The following is a 16,843-nucleotide window of genomic DNA, read 5'->3' on the forward strand; positions in this document are numbered from 1 at the left end:
GCCGGCGTGGCCCGTGGATCAGCTGCCCAGGTGGGGGGGATAGTCCAGGTTGCCGAAGGTCACCAGGCCTTCGGTCTTGGCTTGCGCCAGTTGCGATTCAACTTGGGCGCGGGTCAGCGACGTGGCGGAAGCCGAGGCGGCGACGGGCGGGTAGTCCATGTTGCCGAAGGTCACTTGGCCGGCGTTCTTGGCCTGGGCCAGTTCGGCTTGGACTTGCTGCGAGGTCAGGCTGGAGTGTTGAGCGATGGGGGCGGGATAGCCTTCTTCGCCGAACGTGTATTGGCCCGAAACCTTGGCTTGTTGCAGTTCAGCTTGAACTTGAGCGCGGGTGGGAGCTTGGTCGGCTTCGGCGGCTTGAGCGCCAGCAGCCAGAACAGACATGGACAGCATCAGTGCGGTAGCAAGGGTTTTCATGGCAGACCTCCGAGTCTTGTGAGCTTGGGATTCGAGCCCTAGGCCTGACTGCCTGGGGCTCGCTTGCTGTGTCCCGATGAGAGGCATTCTGTGCCTAAACAACCCTGGGATAAACCCTTATTACCTGAAAACATCTTTCCAAAATCATGGCTAATCGGTTTGGATTGTCCATGTTGGCGCCATGGATGGCGATATTTCCATTGCGTGACGTGTCAGATGTGCGGCCAGCGCGTGCGGACGCGCTGGCCCGTGGGTGGCGCCGCGTCAGCGGTTCAGATCGGCCAATGCGTCGTTGTATTCGGTCTGCGCTTCTTCAAGCTTGCGCTGGGCCTTGTCGATCTTGTCCTGCTTGCCCTTGGCCTTCGCCTCTTTGAGCTCCTGCTGGCGTTCGGCGACCTTGGATTGCTTTTCGCGGACATCGGCTTCGCGTTGGGACTGCAGGCGGCTGTCGGTGCAGCTTGCCTTGGCCTCGGACAGCGCCTTGCGCAGGCCCGCCTCGCGGCGCGAGTTGTTCTGTGCCTGCGCTGCGGTGATGTCGTTTTCGATGTGGCAGAACTTGGCCTCGCAACCGCGTAGCGGGGCGCAATCGGTGGCGGCTTGTGCCGGCAGCGTGGCAAAGAGGGCGCACACGGCGGCGGCGGTGGTCAGGGATTTGATCATTGCGGGCATGCGGTGACTCCGTGACGTGGGGGTGGAAAGCCCATCATCGCCCGCGGTTGGCAATCCCGCAAATGCACGACACGATTGGTTTGGGGGCGGCTGGGCCCCCATCGCCAATGCTGCGCGTCAACCGCGCCGCATCAGCGGATCACCGTGCCGGCGAGCGCCGCCACGACCAGCAACGCGCCCAGCCACAGGTTGGCGCGGAACAGCATGAAGTTGCGGTGGGGATGCTGGATGTCGAAGACCTTCAATTGCCAGGCAAGATGCGCGGCCACGGCCACCATGCCGACCTGATACGCCCACGACAGGCCGATTGCATAACCGCCCCAGGCCCACAGCAGCACGGTGCCGAGATAGAACCCGCCGATCCAGAGCTTGCCCTGGTCGCCGAAACGCATGGCGGTCGAGTGCAGGCCCACGCTGCGGTCGTCGCGCACGTCGACGTATGCGTAGATGCTGTCGTACCCCACCTGCCACAGCACCGCGCCCAGCCACATGGCGATGGCGGCGAGCGGCACGTGATTCTGCGTGTCCGACCAGGCCATCAGCATGCCCCAATTGAAGCAGATGCCCAGCACGACCTGCGGCCAGTAGGTGACGCGCTTGCACAGCGGATAGATGAAGACGAAGGGCAGCACGGCCACGGCCAGCCAGCGGCTCATGTCGTTCAGGAAGAACAGCAGCGACCCGCAGACCAGCAACTGGCCCAGTAGGAACCACACGGCGTTCTTCATCGACAACTGGCCGCTGGTCAGCGGACGGAAGCGCGTGCGCTCGACGTGCTTGTCGAAGTCGCGGTCGCACATGTCGTTGACCGTGCAGCCGATGCCGCGCATCAACAGGGCGCCCAGCGAGAAGACGATCAGGCGTTGAAGGTCGGGCAGACCGCCCGCAGCCTGGACCAGCGCGGCGATGGCCGGCAGCAGCGTCAGCCACGTGCCGATGGGACGGTCCAGGCGGCACAGCCGCGCGTAGGGCCGCCACGACTTCGGGAGCCAGCGTTCGACCCAGTCGGTGAAGACGATGTCACTGAGATCGGCGGGGGATTGTTGCGAAGCGCTCACTGTCACGGTCAAAAGTGGTCGGGAAAGCCGACAGCATAAAACAACGGCCGGGCATCGCGCCCGGCCGATCGGTGTTCAAGGCCTCCGCGTGGTCCCTGGCGGGACGTCGGCGGTGTAACCCGTCATTCCGCCTTCAGCAGCTTGCCCAGGATGGCGATGCCGGTGCGGATCTTGTCTTCCGGCACGGTGGCGAAACTGAGGCGCAGCGTGTTGCGCTTGCCTTCGCCGCTGTAGAACGGCGCGCCGGGCACGAAGGCGACGTTCTGCGCGATGGCCTTTTCCAGCAGCTTGGTGCTGTCGATGTGCTCGGGCAGCGTCAGCCAGATGAACATGCCGCCTTCCGGCTTGGTCCAGGTGACGGTGGACGGGAATTCCTTCTGGATAGCGTCCAGCATGCAGCTGCCCTGGGCGCGGTAGATCTCGCGCACGTTGGGCAGGTGTTCGGCCAGGAAGCCGTCCTTGACGATCTCGTACACGGCCATCTGCGTCAGCGTGGGCGTGTGCAGGTCGGTTGCCTGCTTGGCCTGCACCAGCTTGTTGATGAGCGCGCGGCCGCCGGCGATGTAGCCCAGGCGCAGGCCGGGGGCCAGCACCTTGGAGAACGTGCCCAGGCGCACGACGTTGGCGCCGTACTCCTTGGCCAGCGCAATCAGGCCGGGCTGCGGCTCGCCTGCGTAGCGCAGTTCGCCGTAGGGATCGTCCTCGACAATGACCAGGCCCAGTTCGGCGGCGCGCTTGACCAGCGCGATGCGGCGTTCCAGGTTGAGCGTGCGGCCGGTCGGGTTCTGGAAGTTGGGCAGGGCGTACAGGAAGCGGGCGCCGTCAGCCAGTTCGGGCGTGATCGCTTCGGAGATCAGGCCGCCTTCGTCGGTGGGCACCGGCACGAAGTTCGGCTGGTACAGGCTGAACGATTGCAGCGCGCCCAGGTAGCTGGGGTCTTCGACCAGCACCTTGCTGTCCTTGTCGATCAGCACCTTGCCCAGCAGATCCAGCGCCTGCTGCGAGCCGGATACGATCAGGACCTGGTCGGGGGCGATGTCGGCGCCGGAGGCGGTCAGGTCATCGGCGACCCACTTGCGCAGGGGCGCGTAGCCTTCGGTGGGACCGTACTGCAGGGCCGCGCGGCCGTTGGTGGACAGTACCTTGTCGAATGCCGCACGCACCACTTCTACCGGGAAGCCGCCGGGCGCGGGCAGGCCGCCTGCGAACGAAATGACTTCGGGGCGCTCGGTTACCTTGAGAATCTCGCGGATGGCGGAGCTGGTGAGTTGCAGGGCGCGTTCCGAAAAGGAAAACGCAGGTTCGATAGGCTTGTCCATGGAGTGCTTCTTGATCAAGAAGGGTGGGTCGGTTGATACGTTTGACAACGAAGTATTGTCCCACACGGTAACAGTCCGGCCCCTTTAACGGGTGGAACCCCTAAAATCACCTGCATCGATAACCGCCAGTACAGTTACATCCATGTTCGAAGCCGCTCCCATCACCGCCGAGTCCAAAGCCGCCCTGTATGCCGAACTGGCCGTCCAGGCGCGTGCGTTGCTGGAAGGCGAGCCCGACCGCATCGCCAATGCCGCCAACCTGAGCGCGCTGGCGTTCCAGGCCTTGCCCGACCTGAACTGGGTGGGTTTTTATTTCTTTGACGGCACGGAACTGGTCCTGGGACCGTTCCAGGGCAAGCCCGCGTGCGTGCGCATTCCGCTCAATCGCGGCGTGTGCGGCGCGGCCGCCAGCCAGCGTCAGACGCAGCTCGTGCCGGACGTGCATGCCTTTCCCGGCCACATCGCCTGCGACGCGGCCTCGCGTTCCGAAATCGTGGTGCCGCTGGTGCACAAGGGCGAACTGATCGGCGTCTGGGACGTGGACAGCCCCGTGCCGGACCGGTTCGACGAAGACGACCGCAAGGGCATGGAAGCGCTGTGCGCGGTGTTCCTGGCGACGCTCAGCTGAACCCCGTCCCGCAGCGCTGCCGGGCGACCGCCTTGCCGCCGCGTTGACACCGACGCGCCCGCCCGGTAGATTTCTGCAACCGCCGCTTATCGCGTCCCGCTCATCCATGATTCATCAGGCCCACCAGACTGCTAGCCGACTCCGCGCCCTTGGCGTGGTGCTGGCTGCCGCCGGCCTGAAATCCAAAAAACAGCCGCTCATCTGACCGGAGCATGCTGTTCCGTCAGATGGGCGACGGAACAGCGGCCTCCTGGCGGCGCTTTGGCGCCTCTGCGCGCACCCCCTGACATCCCGAGCACTTCTGTACGGTCCCCCCAACGGTCCATACGAAGGAGTGTTCTCATGCAATCAAATCAATCTCTGTTCCAGGGCGTCTGGGTGCCGCTGGTCACGCCGTTTTCGGGCGGCCATGTCGATGGCGGGGCGCTGCGCCGCCTCGTGCGCCACTACGTGGCAGCGGGCGTTGACGGGCTGGTCGTGTGCGGCAGCACGGGCGAGGCCGCGGCGCTGGACGATGCCGAACAGCTCGCCGTGCTGGATGCGGTGCTGGCCGAGGCGGGCGGCCTGCCCATCGTCATGGGGCTGGCGGGCAATCATCAGGGCCACGTGCTGCAGCGGCTGACGGCGTTCGGCACGCGGCCGCTGGCCGGCATCCTGGCGCCCGCGCCGTACTACGTGCGGGCGGGCCAGGAAGGGGCCGCGGCGTACTTCCGCTGCCTGGCCGATGCCTCGCGTTTTCCGCTGGTGCTCTACGACATTCCGTACCGGACCGGCACCACGCTGGAAACGCCGACGCTGCTGGCGCTGGCCGCGCATCCCAACATTGCCGCCATCAAGGACTGCGGCGGCTCGCTGGACAAGACGGTGGCGCTGATCAACGATGGTCAGTTGAATGTGCTGGCGGGCGAGGACCTGCAATCGCTGTCCGCGATGTGCCTGGGCGCCACGGGCATGATCGCCGCCGCGGCGCACCTGCGTCCCGATCTGTTCGTGGCGATGCACCGCGCGGTGCAAGCCCAGCGGCTGGACGATGCTCGCGCGCTGTTCCATGCGCTGGCGCCGGTCATCCAGCTGGTGTTCGGAGAGCCGAATCCCGGTCCGCTGAAGGCTGCGCTTGCACGGCAGGGGTTGCTGTCGAATGAACTGCGTCTGCCCATGCTGCCGGCCAGCGCGGCGCTCGCGGCGCGATTGGATGCCGCCGTGGACGCGGTGGACCGCCAGTTTCCGGCGCACGAGCCCGCCCTGCGCGCCGCATGAGCGCTTTGTGGCGTCCGGATTCAATTGGTAATAAATGACCTACCGGGAAGCTGACGGATTGCTTATGATGCGGCCATTCTTCGGGGTGAAACAAAACCTTCATGGGTCAAGCTTTTGAAGCCTTGTCCGCCTGGCAGGTCATGCTGGCGGGGCTGCTCTTCTTCGGCGGCATCTACCTGGTCTTTGGCGCGGCCACGTGGTTGCTGACCCGGCACATCCTGCCGGCCCTTGGCCTGGGCCGGCCGCTCGATCCACGGCCGCTTGCGCCAGGCCAGTTGCGCCGCGAGCTGGCGCAGTCCGGCCTGTCGATCCTGCTGTTCGGCACCGGCATGATTTTTCCGTGGGGCCTCTTGCAACTGGGATGGGCGCGCCTGGACCCGGACGCGAGCGGGCAGAAGATCGTGCTGGAAATCCTGGCGCTGGTGGCCTGGAACGACGTGCATTTCTGGATCAATCACCGCCTGCTGCACACGCGCCTGCTGCGCCGCTTTCACCTGCCGCATCACCGTTCGGTGGTGACGACGCCGTTTTCGACCTACAGCTTTCATCCCATCGAAGCGCTGATGCTGGGCAACGTGATCCTGCTGCCCATGGTGGTGCACGATTTCAGCTTCTGGTCGCTGTTGTCGGTGCCGATTTTCAGCCTGTTCTTCAATTGCATCGGCCACGCCAACTACGATTTCTTTCCCAAGGTCTCGTACGCGCACTGGTTCGCCGCCAGCCGCCGGCACCATCTGCACCATGCCTGCTACAACGGCAACTACGGCTTCCAGTTCACCTTCATGGATCGCCTGTTCCGCACGCGGTTGGGGGCGGAGGCCGCCGAGCGACAGCTGGAAGCCTACCGGCAGCGTGAGTCCGGCGCCGGCGTGCGAGGCTCCGCATAGTGGCGGCAAGTATTGGCCCGAATGCACCGATTGGCCCGCGGCGCGCGCTGCCGGCGCTGCGCAACCGGCGCGATTGGCAGAGCCTGGCCTATCTGGCGGCGCTGCCGCTGCTGGCGGCCTGGCAGTGGTTCAACGGGTTCTGGTGGCCGGCCTACGCGCTGATGCTGTTTTTGACCCTGGGCATTGGCGTCATCCATCACAACCACACGCACATCCGGATGTGGCGCGGCCGCTGGGCCAACCGCACGACCGATTTCTGGATCACGCTGCTGCAGGGCCATCCGACGTTCGTGTTCTATCCGGCCCACGTGGCCAATCATCACCGCTACAAGCATGGCGAGCGCGACGTGGCGCGCACGTACCGGTTTGGCGGCGACACCAATCACCTGTGGGGCTACATCATCCATCCCGTGCAAGCGGCCTGGGTGCTGTATCCGCTGTTTTTCGCGTGGCTGGGCCGGCTGCGCCGCCATTGGCCCGGCGCCTGGCGCTACTGCATGGCGCAGTACGGCGCGTGGCTGGGCTTGTGGGCCGGGCTGATCGCGGTGAACCCGGTCAAGGCGCTGGTGTTCGTGATTGTTCCGCAGTTGCACGGCCTGCATTGGCTGCTGGCCACCAATTATCTGCAGCACGCGCATGCGGACGGCGGGCCACGGCACATCGCGGGCCTGAACTACGCGCGCAATTTCGAGGGGCTGGTCAATCCGCTGCTCTTCAACATCGGCCTGCACACCGCGCATCACGAGCATCCGCGCGCGCACTGGTCCGAACTGACCGTCCTGCATCATGACCACTACCGCAGCCGCGTGCGCGCCGAACTGAATGAACGCGGCCTCGTGCCCTATATGTTCCGCGTCTTCGTGCTGGCCGCTTTCGTGCCGCGCTTGCGCAGCCGTTCCTGCATGGCGCCCGAGCACGTCCGCTAGCGCCGCACCCCCCATTTCCCAACCAGAGATCCGCCATGCCCATTGCGTTTCATCGTGTCTACCTGGAAAGCGCCGGTTATTTCATGCCGGGCGAGCCCGTGTCCAACGAGGCCATGGACGACTACATCGCGCCGCTGAACCGCATGTCCAGCCGGATCAAGAGCCGCATCCTGACCGAGAACGGCATCAAGCAGCGCTACTACGCGATTGATCGCGAGGGCGCGACAGTGTTCTCCAATGCGCAGCTCGCGGCCAACGCGATTCGCGATTGCCTGCGGCGCCACGACACCGATCTGTCGGCCGTGTCGTTGCTGGCGAGCGGTTCGTCCGGCGGCGATGCGCTGATGCCGGGCTTTTCCAACATGATCCAGGGCGAGCTGGCCGCGCCGCCGATGGAAACGCTGTCGGTGCATGGCATCTGCGCCGCGGGCGTGTCGGCGATCCAGGCAGCCGCGCAAGGCGTGGAGCTGGGCGCGCATGCCAGCGCGTTGGCCGTGGCCAGCGAACTGCCGTCGCGCCTGTTCAAGCGCTCGCGCTTTGCCGCGCGCGGGTACGACGCCGACTTCGACGCGCACTTCCTGCGCTGGATGCTGTCGGACGGCGCCGGCGCGGTGCTGCTGGGCAATGGCGATCGGCCGCTGCCCGGCGCCTCGCAGGGCGTGCGGCTGCGCTTGAAGTGGGTGCATCAGCGCTCGTTCTCGGGCGACTATCCGGTGTGCATGCAGCTTGGGCTGTCCGCCGACCGGAGCAAGGGGCATCTGGACTACCCGTCCTGGAACGAGGCCGAGGCCGATGGCGCGCTGTCGCTGCGCCAGGACATCCGCCTGTTGCCGCATCTGTTCGACATCGGCATCCATGAGTACGCCAAGCTGGTGCGCGACGGCTGGGTGGATCCGGATCAGGTCGATCACTTCCTGTGTCATTACTCGTCGGAAAAATTCATCCCGGTCGTGGAAGACCTGATGGAAAAGGCCGGCCTGGTGATCCCGCGCGAGCGCTGGTTCAGCAACCTGGCGTGGCGCGGCAACACGGGCGCCGCCTCCATCATGATCATGCTGGCCGAGTTTTTGGAAACGCGCGAGGTCAAGCCGGGCGAGCAGATCTTCTGCTACATCCCCGAATCCGGGCGCTTCATGGCGGCCTACATGCTGCTGGAAGCCGAAGCGGTGCACGCAAAGCCCGCGGTCGCCGCTGGGGCGCCGGGCGTCGCTGCGTCGGGCGCCGCTGCGTCGGGCGCCGCCGCACGCGAGGATGCGGCGTCCATCGACGCCGACGCCATCGCGCCGCCGCATGATCCCGACATGGCGCCGCAAGGCCTGGGCCAACTGCTGACGGAGCTGGCGGCGATCTGGCACGACTACCGTTCGCGCGTGTGGCGCACGCCGGTGGTCCGCCGCCTGCGAAACCGCCAGTTCCAGACCGCGGATTACCTGACGTGGATGGAGAACTGGATTCCGCAGGTGCGCGAGGGCAGCAAGTGGATGCGTGAGGGCGCCGCGTCGCTGACCGAGCAGTACGCGCCGCTGGCCGCGCTGATCGACATGCACGCGGGCGAGGAGCAGAACGACTTCCAGATATTGTTCGACGACTACCGCACCGCCGGCGGCACGGTGGACAGCATCGACGCCCTGCGCCGCAATCCCGGCGGCGAGGCGCTCAATGCCTACCTGCACAGCCTGGCCGCCACGCGCGATCCGATCGGGCTCCTGGGCGCCATCTACATCATCGAGGGCACGGGTCAGCGCATCGTGCCGGCGCTGCTGCCGCTGCTCAAGGCCAGCCTGAAGCTGCCGCCCGACGCCTTCCGCTTCCTGGAATACCACGGCCACAACGATGAGCACCATCTGGCGCGCTGGCTGTCGGCCGTGGAGCTGGCGCTCGATTGCGACGAGGACGGCCGCGCCGAGCAGCGCATCGTCGACACCGCGCGCCGCACGGCGGCGCTTTACCTGATGCAGTTTCATCACGTGATGGAGGCGGACGCGGCATGAACAAGGAACCCGAATTCCTTGCCCGGGAGCACGATCCCGCGGATCCCAGCCCTTGGCTCGCGCTGTACCTGGACCGCAGCACGCCGCTGCCGGACAAGGTCAAGAAGGCCTGGCTGACGGATTCCAGCTGCGCGTCGCGCCAGTACCTGCTGCCGTTCCTGCGGCCGCTTGCGCGCGCCTTCATCATCCTGATCCAGGTCATCAAGACGTTCCTGCCGCGCCGCTGGTCGCATTCCCGGGTGCTGCACCGCATTCTGGCGTGGGGATTGAAGCGCTTCGTGTCGCCCGAGGCCAACTGGCTGATCCTGCGGCACTTTCACCTGGGGGCGCAGGCGCTGGCCTTCATCGCAGCGAACTCACCGGTGCCCGTCAGCACCACGCCGCTCGAGCCGATGACGATCGACGACCTGAAGGACGATCTGTTCGTCAAGCACGACCTGAATCTCTTCAACTTCGTCATCCGGCTGAACCAGGCGCTGCGCGATGCGGGCGTGGAAATGCACGCGCCGCAGACGGTGGACTTTTCCATGCTGCGCGACCCGCCGATCCGGCTGGAGGACATGCCGCAAGGCAAGCTGAACTTCCTGGACCTGCAAAGCGCCATCGAACTGTTCACGCCGCTGTATCAACTGCTACTGACCGACAACGATTTCTGGCGCGCGGCCAATTCGCTGCAGCTCGATGAGACCGTCGGCATCTATGCGGCCAAGCTGCTGGGCGCGCCGCAGCACCTGATTCTGGTCAACAACAGCCATCCGCTGGTGCCGATGTCCACGTTGCGGGCGGGCTACCGGCTGGTGCTGCACGGGCTGTCCACCGAGATGCTGCATAGCCTGCTGATGGAGATGAAGGCGGCGCAGGCGGGCGCCGAACCGCCGGCCCCGATCGCGTAGAAAAGGCGGCAGGGATCAGTGTTGACCCTGCGTTACACCGGCGTGCCGCTGGGCTATATTGCGACGCTTGTCCGACAAGCCCGCCGGAGCGCGTATCCCCCGGGCGTCATAGGAATTGCTGCACATGCCCCAGACGCTAGAAGTCATCGCCACCCTCCTGTTTGCCGTGGCGGTTCTTCACACCTTCTCGGTTCCCTTCTTCGCGCGCCTGGCGCATCGGGGCGGACCGCACGCGGGCTTCTGGCACCTGTTTTCCGAGGTCGAGGCCGTCTTCGGCGTCTGGGCCTTCGCACTGATCGTGACCATGGCGGCGCTGGCCGGGCCGTCGGCCGCGATCGACTACATGGACACGCGCAACTTCACGGAGCCGCTGTTCGTGTTCGTGATCATGGTGGTGGCGGCGAGCCGGCCGATTCTTGAGCTGGTGGGGCTGCTGGTCCGCCTGGTGGCGCGGGTCCTGCCGATGCCGCGCGAGCTGTCGACCTTCTTCGTGGTGATGGCCATGGTGCCGCTGGGCGGCTCGTTCATCACCGAGCCTGCCGCGATGACGCTGGCCGCCATCCTGCTGCGCGACGCGTACTTCCGCAGCAGCGGCCGGACCGGTTTCAAGTACCTGACCCTGGGTGTGCTGTTCGTCAACGTGTCCATCGGTGGCGTGCTGACGTCGTACGCCGCGCCGCCCGTCCTGATGGTGGCGGGCACGTTCGGCTGGGATTCGGCGTTCATGCTGCAGCACTTCGGCTGGCGCGCGGCAGTGGCGGTCGTCCTGAATGCGGGTCTGCTGACGTTCATCTGCCGCAAGGCGCTGCTTGAAGGCGCGGTGGGCACGCGGGGCGGCGTCGATGCCCCGGACGGCGCGGGCAAGCGCCCGCCGGTGCCTGCCATCGTGATTCTGGTGCACCTGGTGTTCCTGATCGCCATCGTGCTGACCGCGCATCATCCGGCCATTTTTCTGGGCCTCTTGATGATGTTCATCGGGTTTTCCGAGGCCTACAAGCGGCACCAGGACCGCCTGATGATCAAGGAAGGCCTGATGGTGGGTTTTTTCCTGGCCGGGCTGGTGGTGCTGGGCGGCTTGCAGAAGTGGTGGTTGCAGGATCTGCTGGGGGGGCTGGAGCCTTTTGTCCTCTTTTGGGGGGCCACCGCGCTCACGGCCATCACCGACAACGCTGCGCTCACCTACCTGGGGTCGCTCGTGGAGGGCACCAGCGAGGCCTGGCGCTACATGCTGGTGGCCGGCGCGGTCACGGGCGGCGGGTTGACGGTGATTGCCAACGCGCCCAATCCGGCTGGGTTCGCAATCCTGAAGAATCATTTCCCGGATGGCAGCATTTCGTCCGGGCGCCTGTTCCTGTGCGCCCTGGGACCCACCTTGGTGGCCGCCGTGATGTTCCTGCTGCCCGTGTAGGGAAAGGCCCGCCCGCACCGGGGAGGCCATCCCCCGGCCGTCGGCTGGCGGCCGGCAGGGCGGGGCGGACTCCGACGCTTTATGAAAAACCGCTAAAATTCAAGACTTTCCCGTATTTTTCCGGCCATGCCCAGCCGCCGAGCCTTGCGCCCGCGCGCGGCAGCAGGCGGAATTTGATATGCCGGGCTTGCGCCTGGGAGCCCTCGATGCCCATCTACGCCTATAAGTGCAGCGCCTGCGGCCACGCCAAAGACGTCTTGCAGAAGATTTCCGACGCGCCGCTTTCGGTCTGCCCCGAATGCGGCCAAAGCACGTTTTCCAAGCAGGTGACCGCAGCTGGATTCCAGCTCAAGGGATCCGGCTGGTATGTCACGGACTTCCGTAACAACGGCAGCGGCAACAGCAGCAGCGGCAACAGCAGCAACCCGGGCGCCGCCCCGGCAAGCGCGCCGGCCTCCGCTGACAGCGCCGCGCCCGCCGCCACGCCGGCTGCAGCGCCTGCCGCAGCCCCCGCGCCGACGACGCCTGCTGCCGGCAGCGCCGCTTCCTAGAGCGCATCGCGATGCGGATGCGCGTCATCAAGAAGTACTTCATCACCGGGCTGCTGATCTGGGTTCCCCTGGTCATCACGGTGTGGGTACTGGGACTGCTGGTCGCCACCCTGGAAGGGTTCGTGCCTGGCTTCCTGTCGTCCGAATCGCTGTTCGGCATCGACATTCCCGGTTTCCGCTTCGTTTTGGTCATCGTGGTGGTGCTTCTAACGGGCGTGTTCGCCGCCAACCTTATTGGCCGCACCATGGTGGACCAGTGGGAAACCCTGCTGGGCCGCATCCCGCTTGTGCGGTCCATCTACAACTCGGTCAAGCAGGTCAGTGATACCGTGCTTGCCCCCAACGGACAGGCGTTCCGCCGCGCGGTGCTGGTGCAGTATCCGCGGGCAGGCGCCTGGACCATTGCATTCGTCACCGGCACGCCCAGCGGTGAAGTGGCCGACAGCCTGCCTGGCGACCACATCAGCCTGTATGTGCCGACGACACCCAACCCCACATCCGGCTTTTTCCTGATGGTGCCTCGCGCCGAGGTCATCGACCTTCAGATGAGCGTGGACGCGGCTTTGAAGTACATCGTTTCCATGGGCGTGGTCGCCCCGGCCCCGGCGGCAACGCCCGTGGTCCGGCCGGCTGCGCTCTCTCCGGCGCCGGGCGTGCAGGACGCACCCCGCGCCGATTCGTAACCCTTACACACCAAGCACAAAACGGAGTCATCCCGCATGCGTACCTGCTACACCGGCCAGGTTTGCCGTGACCATCTCGGCCAGACCGTCACCCTGTACGGCTGGGTGAACCGCCGCCGCGACCACGGCGGGGTCATCTTCATCGACCTGCGCGACCGCGCCGGCCTTGCCCAGATCGTGTTCGATCCGGACAACGCCGCCTTCGCCACCGCCGAGCGCCTGCGCAATGAATTCTGCGTCCGCGTCACCGGCCTGGTGCGCGAGCGGCCGGCCGGCACGGCCAACGCCGAACTGGCCTCCGGCGAAATCGAAGTGCTCTGCAAGGAAGTCGAGATCCTGAACGCGTCGGTCACCCCGCCGTTCCAGCTGGATGACGACAACCTGTCGGAAACCACCCGCCTGACGCACCGCGTGCTGGACCTGCGCCGTCCGCAGATGCAGCGCAACCTGATGCTGCGCTACCGCGTGTCCATCGAAACCCGCAAGTTCCTGGACGAACTGGGCTTCATCGACATCGAAACGCCCATGCTGGCCAAGAGCACGCCCGAAGGCGCGCGCGACTACCTGGTGCCCTCGCGTGTGAACGCCGGCCACTTCTTCGCGCTGCCGCAGTCGCCGCAGCTCTTCAAGCAGATGCTGATGGTCTCGGGCTTCGACCGCTACTACCAGATCACCAAGTGCTTCCGCGACGAAGACCTGCGCGCCGACCGTCAGCCGGAATTCACCCAGATCGATTGCGAAACCTCGTTCCTGAACGAATTCGAAATCCGTGAAATCTTCGAGAACCTGATCCGCCACGTGTTCAAGGTGGTGCAGGGCGTCGACCTGCCGTCGCCGTTCCCGATCATGCCGTGGACCGAAGCGATGCGCCGCTACGGCTCGGACAAGCCCGATCTGCGCGTGCAGCTCGAGTTCACCGATATCACCGACGTCATGCGCGACGTGGACTTCAAGGTGTTTGCCGCCGCCGCCACGGCGCCGGGCAGCCGTGTGGTCGCCCTGCGCGTGCCCGGTGGCGCCGAGATGTCGCGCAGCGAGATCGACGCGTACACCCAGTTCGTCGGCATCTACGGCGCCAAGGGCCTGGCCTACATCAAGGTCAACGACGTGGCCAAGGGCCGCGACGGCCTGCAATCGCCCATCGTCAAGAACCTGCACGACGCTGCCCTGGCCGAACTGGTCAAGCGCACCGGCGCTCAGGACGGCGACATCATCTTCTTTGGCGCGGACCGCGAGAAGGTCGTCAACGACGCCATCGGCGCGCTGCGCGTGAAGATCGGTCACAGCGAATTCGGCAAGAAGACGGGCCTGTTCACGGCCGGCTGGAAGCCGCTGTGGGTGGTCGACTTCCCGATGTTCGAATACGACGAGGAAGACGGCCGCTACACCGCCGCCCACCACCCGTTCACCAGCCCCAAGGATGGCCACGAAGACTTCCTGGAATCCGATCCCAGCAAGGCGTTCGCCAAGGCCTACGACATGGTGCTGAACGGCTGGGAAATCGGCGGCGGCTCGGTCCGTATTCACCGCGAGGAAGTGCAGAGCAAGGTGTTCCGCGCGCTGAAGATCGGCGCCGAGGAAGCCCGCGAGAAGTTCGGCTACCTGCTGGACGCGCTGCAGTACGGCGCGCCTCCGCACGGCGGCATCGCCTTCGGCCTGGACCGCATCGTCACGATGATGACCGGCGCCGAATCGATCCGCGACGTCATTGCCTTCCCGAAGACGCAGCGCGCCCAGGACCTTCTGACGCAAGCGCCCTCGGAAGTCGACGAGAAGCAACTGCGCGAGCTGCACATCCGCCTGCGCAACGTCGAAAAAGCGTAGGAAGGCCCACCCCCGGAGCGCCTCCGGCGCTTCCCCCTCGGCGGGCCCCCCTCCAGGGGGCCCGCTGGCGGACCGGCAGAGCCGGATCCGCTGCGGTGCGCTTGAGGTGCGCCGGTAGCTCGCGCTGCCGCAAAGATGGGAACGCCCGGCTGAAATGGAGTAATCTGGCTAACGCCGCCAAACACGGCGGCGGCTGGCCAGAGGACCTTCCGGGACCCGGCCGGCGGTTCTCAAGATTTGAAAGGCGCCATTGCTTCCATGTCGCTCATCCGAGTCGTCAGCTACAACATACACAAGGGCCGTTCGGCATTGGGCCGGCGCGACTCCCTGAATGAACTTCGCCTGGGCCTGTATGGCCTGCGCCCCGACCTGGTCTTCCTGCAGGAGGTCCAGGGCCGCAACGAGCAGAAGTCGCTGCTCGATGCCCAGCACGAATCGCTGGCCGCCGCATTGCGGCTGGACGTCGCCTACGGCCGCAATGCCGTGCGCCACGCCACCGACCACGGCAATGCGCTGCTGTCGCGCTATCCCATCCTCGACCACGAAAATCTCGACATCTCCGACCACCGCTTGGAGCAACGCGGGCTGCTGCATGCGCGCATCGACGTGGGTGATCGGGCGGTGCACTGCTTCGTGGTGCATCTGGGCCTGTTCGCCGGCAGCCGCAGCCGCCAGATCCTGGCGCTGACCGAGCGCATCAAGCGCATGGTGCCCGATGGCGAGCCCATCCTGATCGCCGGGGATTTCAACGACTGGAATGACCGGCTGGCGCCGATGTTCGTGCAGCAGCTCGGGCTGTACGAGGTGTTTTCGCATGCCCCGCGCAGCCATGGCGGAGACCTGCCGCGCCTGCGCGACTCGGTCAAGCGGCTGTCCAACGCCCTGCGCGGATTGCCCAGCAGCGGCGTCTCAGTCATGGAGCGCAACAACCAGCTCGGCATGGATGGCAGCTCGCGGTTGCTGGCGCCGCCGCCGCGCACGTTCCCTGCCGTGTTTCCCTGGTTCCGCCTGGACCGCATCTACCAGCGCGGCTTTGCCGTGCGCAGCGCCCGCGTGCTGCGCGGCCGCGAGTGGGCCAAGCTGTCCGATCATTCGCCCTTGCTCGCGGAGCTTGAACTCCCGTGAAGGACGAGCAGGACAGGCTGGAGTGGGAGCAGGGCAACGATATCCGTCTGCTCCAGAACGGCGCCGACTTCTTTCCCGCGCTGTGCGCGGCGATCGACGCGGCCACCGTCAGCGTGCATCTGGAAACCTACATCTTCATGCTCGACCGCACCGGCACGAAGGTGCTGGAATGCCTGGCGGCGGCCGCGCGGCGCGGCGTCAAGGTGCGCGTGGTCCTGGATGGATTCGGCAGCGCGCTGCATGGCGAGCGCGTGCGCGTCGCGCTGGCCAATGCGGGCGCGCAGTGCCGCATCTTCCGGCCCGAGCCGCGCTGGTTCGCGCGCTTCATCCCGTCGCGCAGCCGCTTGCGGCGCCTGCATCGCAAGGTCACGGTCGTCGATGGCCACATCGCCTTCATCGGGGGCATCAACGTCATCGACGACTACGATGACCTGGATCCCACCGACGGCCTGACCGGTCCGCGTTTTGATTTTGCCGTGCAGATTGAAGGCCCGATCGTCACGCAGGCGGCCCATGCGCAGGAACTCCTGTGGGTGCGCCTGAACTGGGCGCGCCTGCGCCGCCACCCGCGCGACTGGCATCGGCTGCAGCTGCTCAAGCCGCGCGACGTTCCCGCGCCGCCGGGCGGCATGCTGCGCGCCGCGCTGGTGCTGCGCGACAACCTGCGTTTCCGCAGGACATTCGAGCGTGCCTACCTGTTCGGCATCTCGCGCGCGCGGCGCGACATCCTGATCGCCAATGCCTACTTCTTTCCGGGCGTGCGTTTTCGCCGCGCGCTGGCCAAGGCCGCGGCGCGCGGCGTGCGCGTGCGGCTGCTGCTGCAGGGCAAGGTGGAATACCGGATGCAGTATCACGCCACGCGGTCGCTATACGACAAGCTGCTGCGCGACGGCATCGAGATCTACGAGTACATGCCGAGCTACCTGCACGCGAAGGTCGCGGTGATCGACAACGTCGCCACCGTGGGCTCGTCGAACCTGGACCCCTTCAGCCTGCTGCTGGCGCGCGAGGCCAATGTCGTGGTCGACAGCCAGCCGTTTGCCTGGGACCTGCAGGAACGCCTGGAAACCGCCATTCGCGAGGGTGGCCGCTTCATCCGGCCGCTGGACTATCAGCGCCGGGGTTTCCTGCGGCGCTGGGTGGATGCGGCGTCCTACACGCTGCTGCGGATCGGCGTGGCGTTCACGGGTACGTCGGACAAATACTGAAC

At 66.1% G+C, this 16,843-nt stretch carries 16 protein-coding genes; 12 read left to right on the forward strand and 4 right to left on the reverse strand.

Features of this window, described 5'->3' with window-relative positions; all coding sequences use genetic code 11:
- Positions 1-18: 18 nt before the first annotated feature.
- From ASD71_RS25530 to ASD71_RS25545, 4 genes are all read right to left on the reverse strand, one after another.
- A complete protein-coding gene (locus tag ASD71_RS25530; protein WP_082579055.1) occupies positions 19-414 on the reverse strand; it encodes a DUF4148 domain-containing protein in 396 nt (131 codons plus the stop codon).
- Positions 415-678: 264 nt separating this feature from the next.
- Positions 679-1,083 carry a DUF1090 domain-containing protein gene (locus ASD71_RS25535; RefSeq protein ID WP_056571119.1) on the reverse strand — a complete coding sequence of 135 codons (405 nt, stop codon included), beginning with the start codon at positions 1,081-1,083 and terminating at the stop codon, positions 679-681.
- 131 nt (positions 1,084-1,214) lie between these two features.
- On the reverse strand, positions 1,215-2,141 hold the full coding sequence (gene ubiA, locus ASD71_RS25540; protein ID WP_056571120.1) for a 4-hydroxybenzoate octaprenyltransferase: 927 nt from the start codon (positions 2,139-2,141) through the stop codon (positions 1,215-1,217).
- Between the two features lie 122 nt (positions 2,142-2,263).
- Complete coding sequence (locus ASD71_RS25545; protein WP_056571122.1) at positions 2,264-3,460, reverse strand: PLP-dependent aminotransferase family protein; 1,197 nt, start codon at positions 3,458-3,460, stop codon at positions 2,264-2,266.
- A gap of 142 nt (positions 3,461-3,602) precedes the next feature.
- Here ASD71_RS25545 and ASD71_RS25550 point away from each other — a divergent pair, with 142 nt between their 5' ends.
- The 12 genes from ASD71_RS25550 (at position 3,603) to clsB (ending at position 16,841) form a co-directional block, all read left to right on the forward strand.
- Entirely contained in the window at positions 3,603-4,088 is a 486-nt protein-coding gene (locus ASD71_RS25550; RefSeq protein ID WP_056571124.1) for a GAF domain-containing protein, read from the forward strand.
- Positions 4,089-4,430: 342 nt separating this feature from the next.
- Positions 4,431-5,345 (forward strand): 4-hydroxy-tetrahydrodipicolinate synthase, encoded by a 915-nt coding sequence (gene dapA / locus ASD71_RS25555; RefSeq protein WP_056571126.1) that lies wholly within the window; start codon positions 4,431-4,433, stop codon positions 5,343-5,345.
- 101 nt (positions 5,346-5,446) lie between these two features.
- Positions 5,447-6,232: a sterol desaturase family protein gene (locus ASD71_RS25560; RefSeq protein WP_056571128.1), complete on the forward strand. Its 786-nt coding sequence runs from the start codon at positions 5,447-5,449 to the stop codon at positions 6,230-6,232.
- Positions 6,232-7,158, forward strand: a complete 927-nt coding sequence (locus ASD71_RS25565) for a fatty acid desaturase (protein ID WP_235512344.1) — start codon at positions 6,232-6,234, stop codon at positions 7,156-7,158. Before ASD71_RS25560 ends, ASD71_RS25565 begins: the two co-directional genes overlap by 1 nt.
- Before the next feature lie 35 nt (positions 7,159-7,193).
- Complete coding sequence (locus tag ASD71_RS25570; protein ID WP_056571130.1) at positions 7,194-9,149, forward strand: StlD/DarB family beta-ketosynthase; 1,956 nt, start codon at positions 7,194-7,196, stop codon at positions 9,147-9,149.
- Positions 9,146-10,042, forward strand: coding sequence for a hypothetical protein (locus ASD71_RS25575; protein ID WP_056571132.1), 897 nt, complete (start codon positions 9,146-9,148; stop codon positions 10,040-10,042). The genes ASD71_RS25570 and ASD71_RS25575 overlap by 4 nt, the downstream gene beginning before the upstream one ends.
- Positions 10,043-10,166: 124 nt before the next feature.
- Positions 10,167-11,450: a putative Na+/H+ antiporter gene (locus tag ASD71_RS25580; RefSeq protein WP_056571134.1), complete on the forward strand. Its 1,284-nt coding sequence runs from the start codon at positions 10,167-10,169 to the stop codon at positions 11,448-11,450.
- 206 nt (positions 11,451-11,656) lie between these two features.
- A complete protein-coding gene (locus tag ASD71_RS25585) occupies positions 11,657-12,001 on the forward strand; it encodes an FmdB family zinc ribbon protein (RefSeq protein WP_056571136.1) in 345 nt (114 codons plus the stop codon).
- A gap of 17 nt (positions 12,002-12,018) precedes the next feature.
- Positions 12,019-12,684, forward strand: a complete 666-nt coding sequence (locus ASD71_RS25590) for a DUF502 domain-containing protein (RefSeq protein WP_369819008.1) — start codon at positions 12,019-12,021, stop codon at positions 12,682-12,684.
- Between the two features lie 36 nt (positions 12,685-12,720).
- The gene (gene aspS / locus ASD71_RS25595; RefSeq protein ID WP_056571139.1) at positions 12,721-14,508 is read left to right on the forward strand and encodes an aspartate--tRNA ligase; all 1,788 of its coding nucleotides are present in this window, start codon (positions 12,721-12,723) and stop codon (positions 14,506-14,508) included.
- Positions 14,509-14,766: 258 nt separating this feature from the next.
- On the forward strand, positions 14,767-15,633 hold the full coding sequence (locus tag ASD71_RS25600; protein ID WP_056571141.1) for an endonuclease/exonuclease/phosphatase family protein: 867 nt from the start codon (positions 14,767-14,769) through the stop codon (positions 15,631-15,633).
- Complete coding sequence (gene clsB, locus ASD71_RS25605) at positions 15,630-16,841, forward strand: cardiolipin synthase ClsB (RefSeq protein WP_056571143.1); 1,212 nt, start codon at positions 15,630-15,632, stop codon at positions 16,839-16,841. Before ASD71_RS25600 ends, clsB begins: the two co-directional genes overlap by 4 nt.
- Positions 16,842-16,843 lie beyond the last annotated feature (2 nt).

This window comes from Achromobacter sp. Root565 (genome assembly GCF_001427425.1).
Taxonomy (GTDB): Bacteria; Pseudomonadota; Gammaproteobacteria; order Burkholderiales; family Burkholderiaceae_B; genus Achromobacter; species Achromobacter spanius_D.

Bases quoted from the DNA above. Each gene is read 5' to 3' on its own strand.
- ASD71_RS25530 (WP_082579055.1), bottom strand. From the start codon at position 414: ATGAAAACCCTTGCTACCGCACTGATGCTGTCCATGTCTGTTCTGGCT.
- ASD71_RS25535 (WP_056571119.1), bottom strand. From the start codon at position 1,083: ATGCCCGCAATGATCAAATCCCTGACCACCGCCGCCGCCGTGTGCGCC.
- ASD71_RS25545 (WP_056571122.1), bottom strand. From the start codon at position 3,460: ATGGACAAGCCTATCGAACCTGCGTTTTCCTTTTCGGAACGCGCCCTG.
- ASD71_RS25550 (WP_056571124.1), top strand. From the start codon at position 3,603: ATGTTCGAAGCCGCTCCCATCACCGCCGAGTCCAAAGCCGCCCTGTAT.
- dapA (WP_056571126.1), top strand. From the start codon at position 4,431: ATGCAATCAAATCAATCTCTGTTCCAGGGCGTCTGGGTGCCGCTGGTC.
- ASD71_RS25560 (WP_056571128.1), top strand. From the start codon at position 5,447: ATGGGTCAAGCTTTTGAAGCCTTGTCCGCCTGGCAGGTCATGCTGGCG.
- ASD71_RS25570 (WP_056571130.1), top strand. From the start codon at position 7,194: ATGCCCATTGCGTTTCATCGTGTCTACCTGGAAAGCGCCGGTTATTTC.
- ASD71_RS25575 (WP_056571132.1), top strand. From the start codon at position 9,146: ATGAACAAGGAACCCGAATTCCTTGCCCGGGAGCACGATCCCGCGGAT.
- ASD71_RS25580 (WP_056571134.1), top strand. From the start codon at position 10,167: ATGCCCCAGACGCTAGAAGTCATCGCCACCCTCCTGTTTGCCGTGGCG.
- ASD71_RS25585 (WP_056571136.1), top strand. From the start codon at position 11,657: ATGCCCATCTACGCCTATAAGTGCAGCGCCTGCGGCCACGCCAAAGAC.
- ASD71_RS25590 (WP_369819008.1), top strand. From the start codon at position 12,019: ATGCGCGTCATCAAGAAGTACTTCATCACCGGGCTGCTGATCTGGGTT.
- aspS (WP_056571139.1), top strand. From the start codon at position 12,721: ATGCGTACCTGCTACACCGGCCAGGTTTGCCGTGACCATCTCGGCCAG.
- ASD71_RS25600 (WP_056571141.1), top strand. From the start codon at position 14,767: ATGTCGCTCATCCGAGTCGTCAGCTACAACATACACAAGGGCCGTTCG.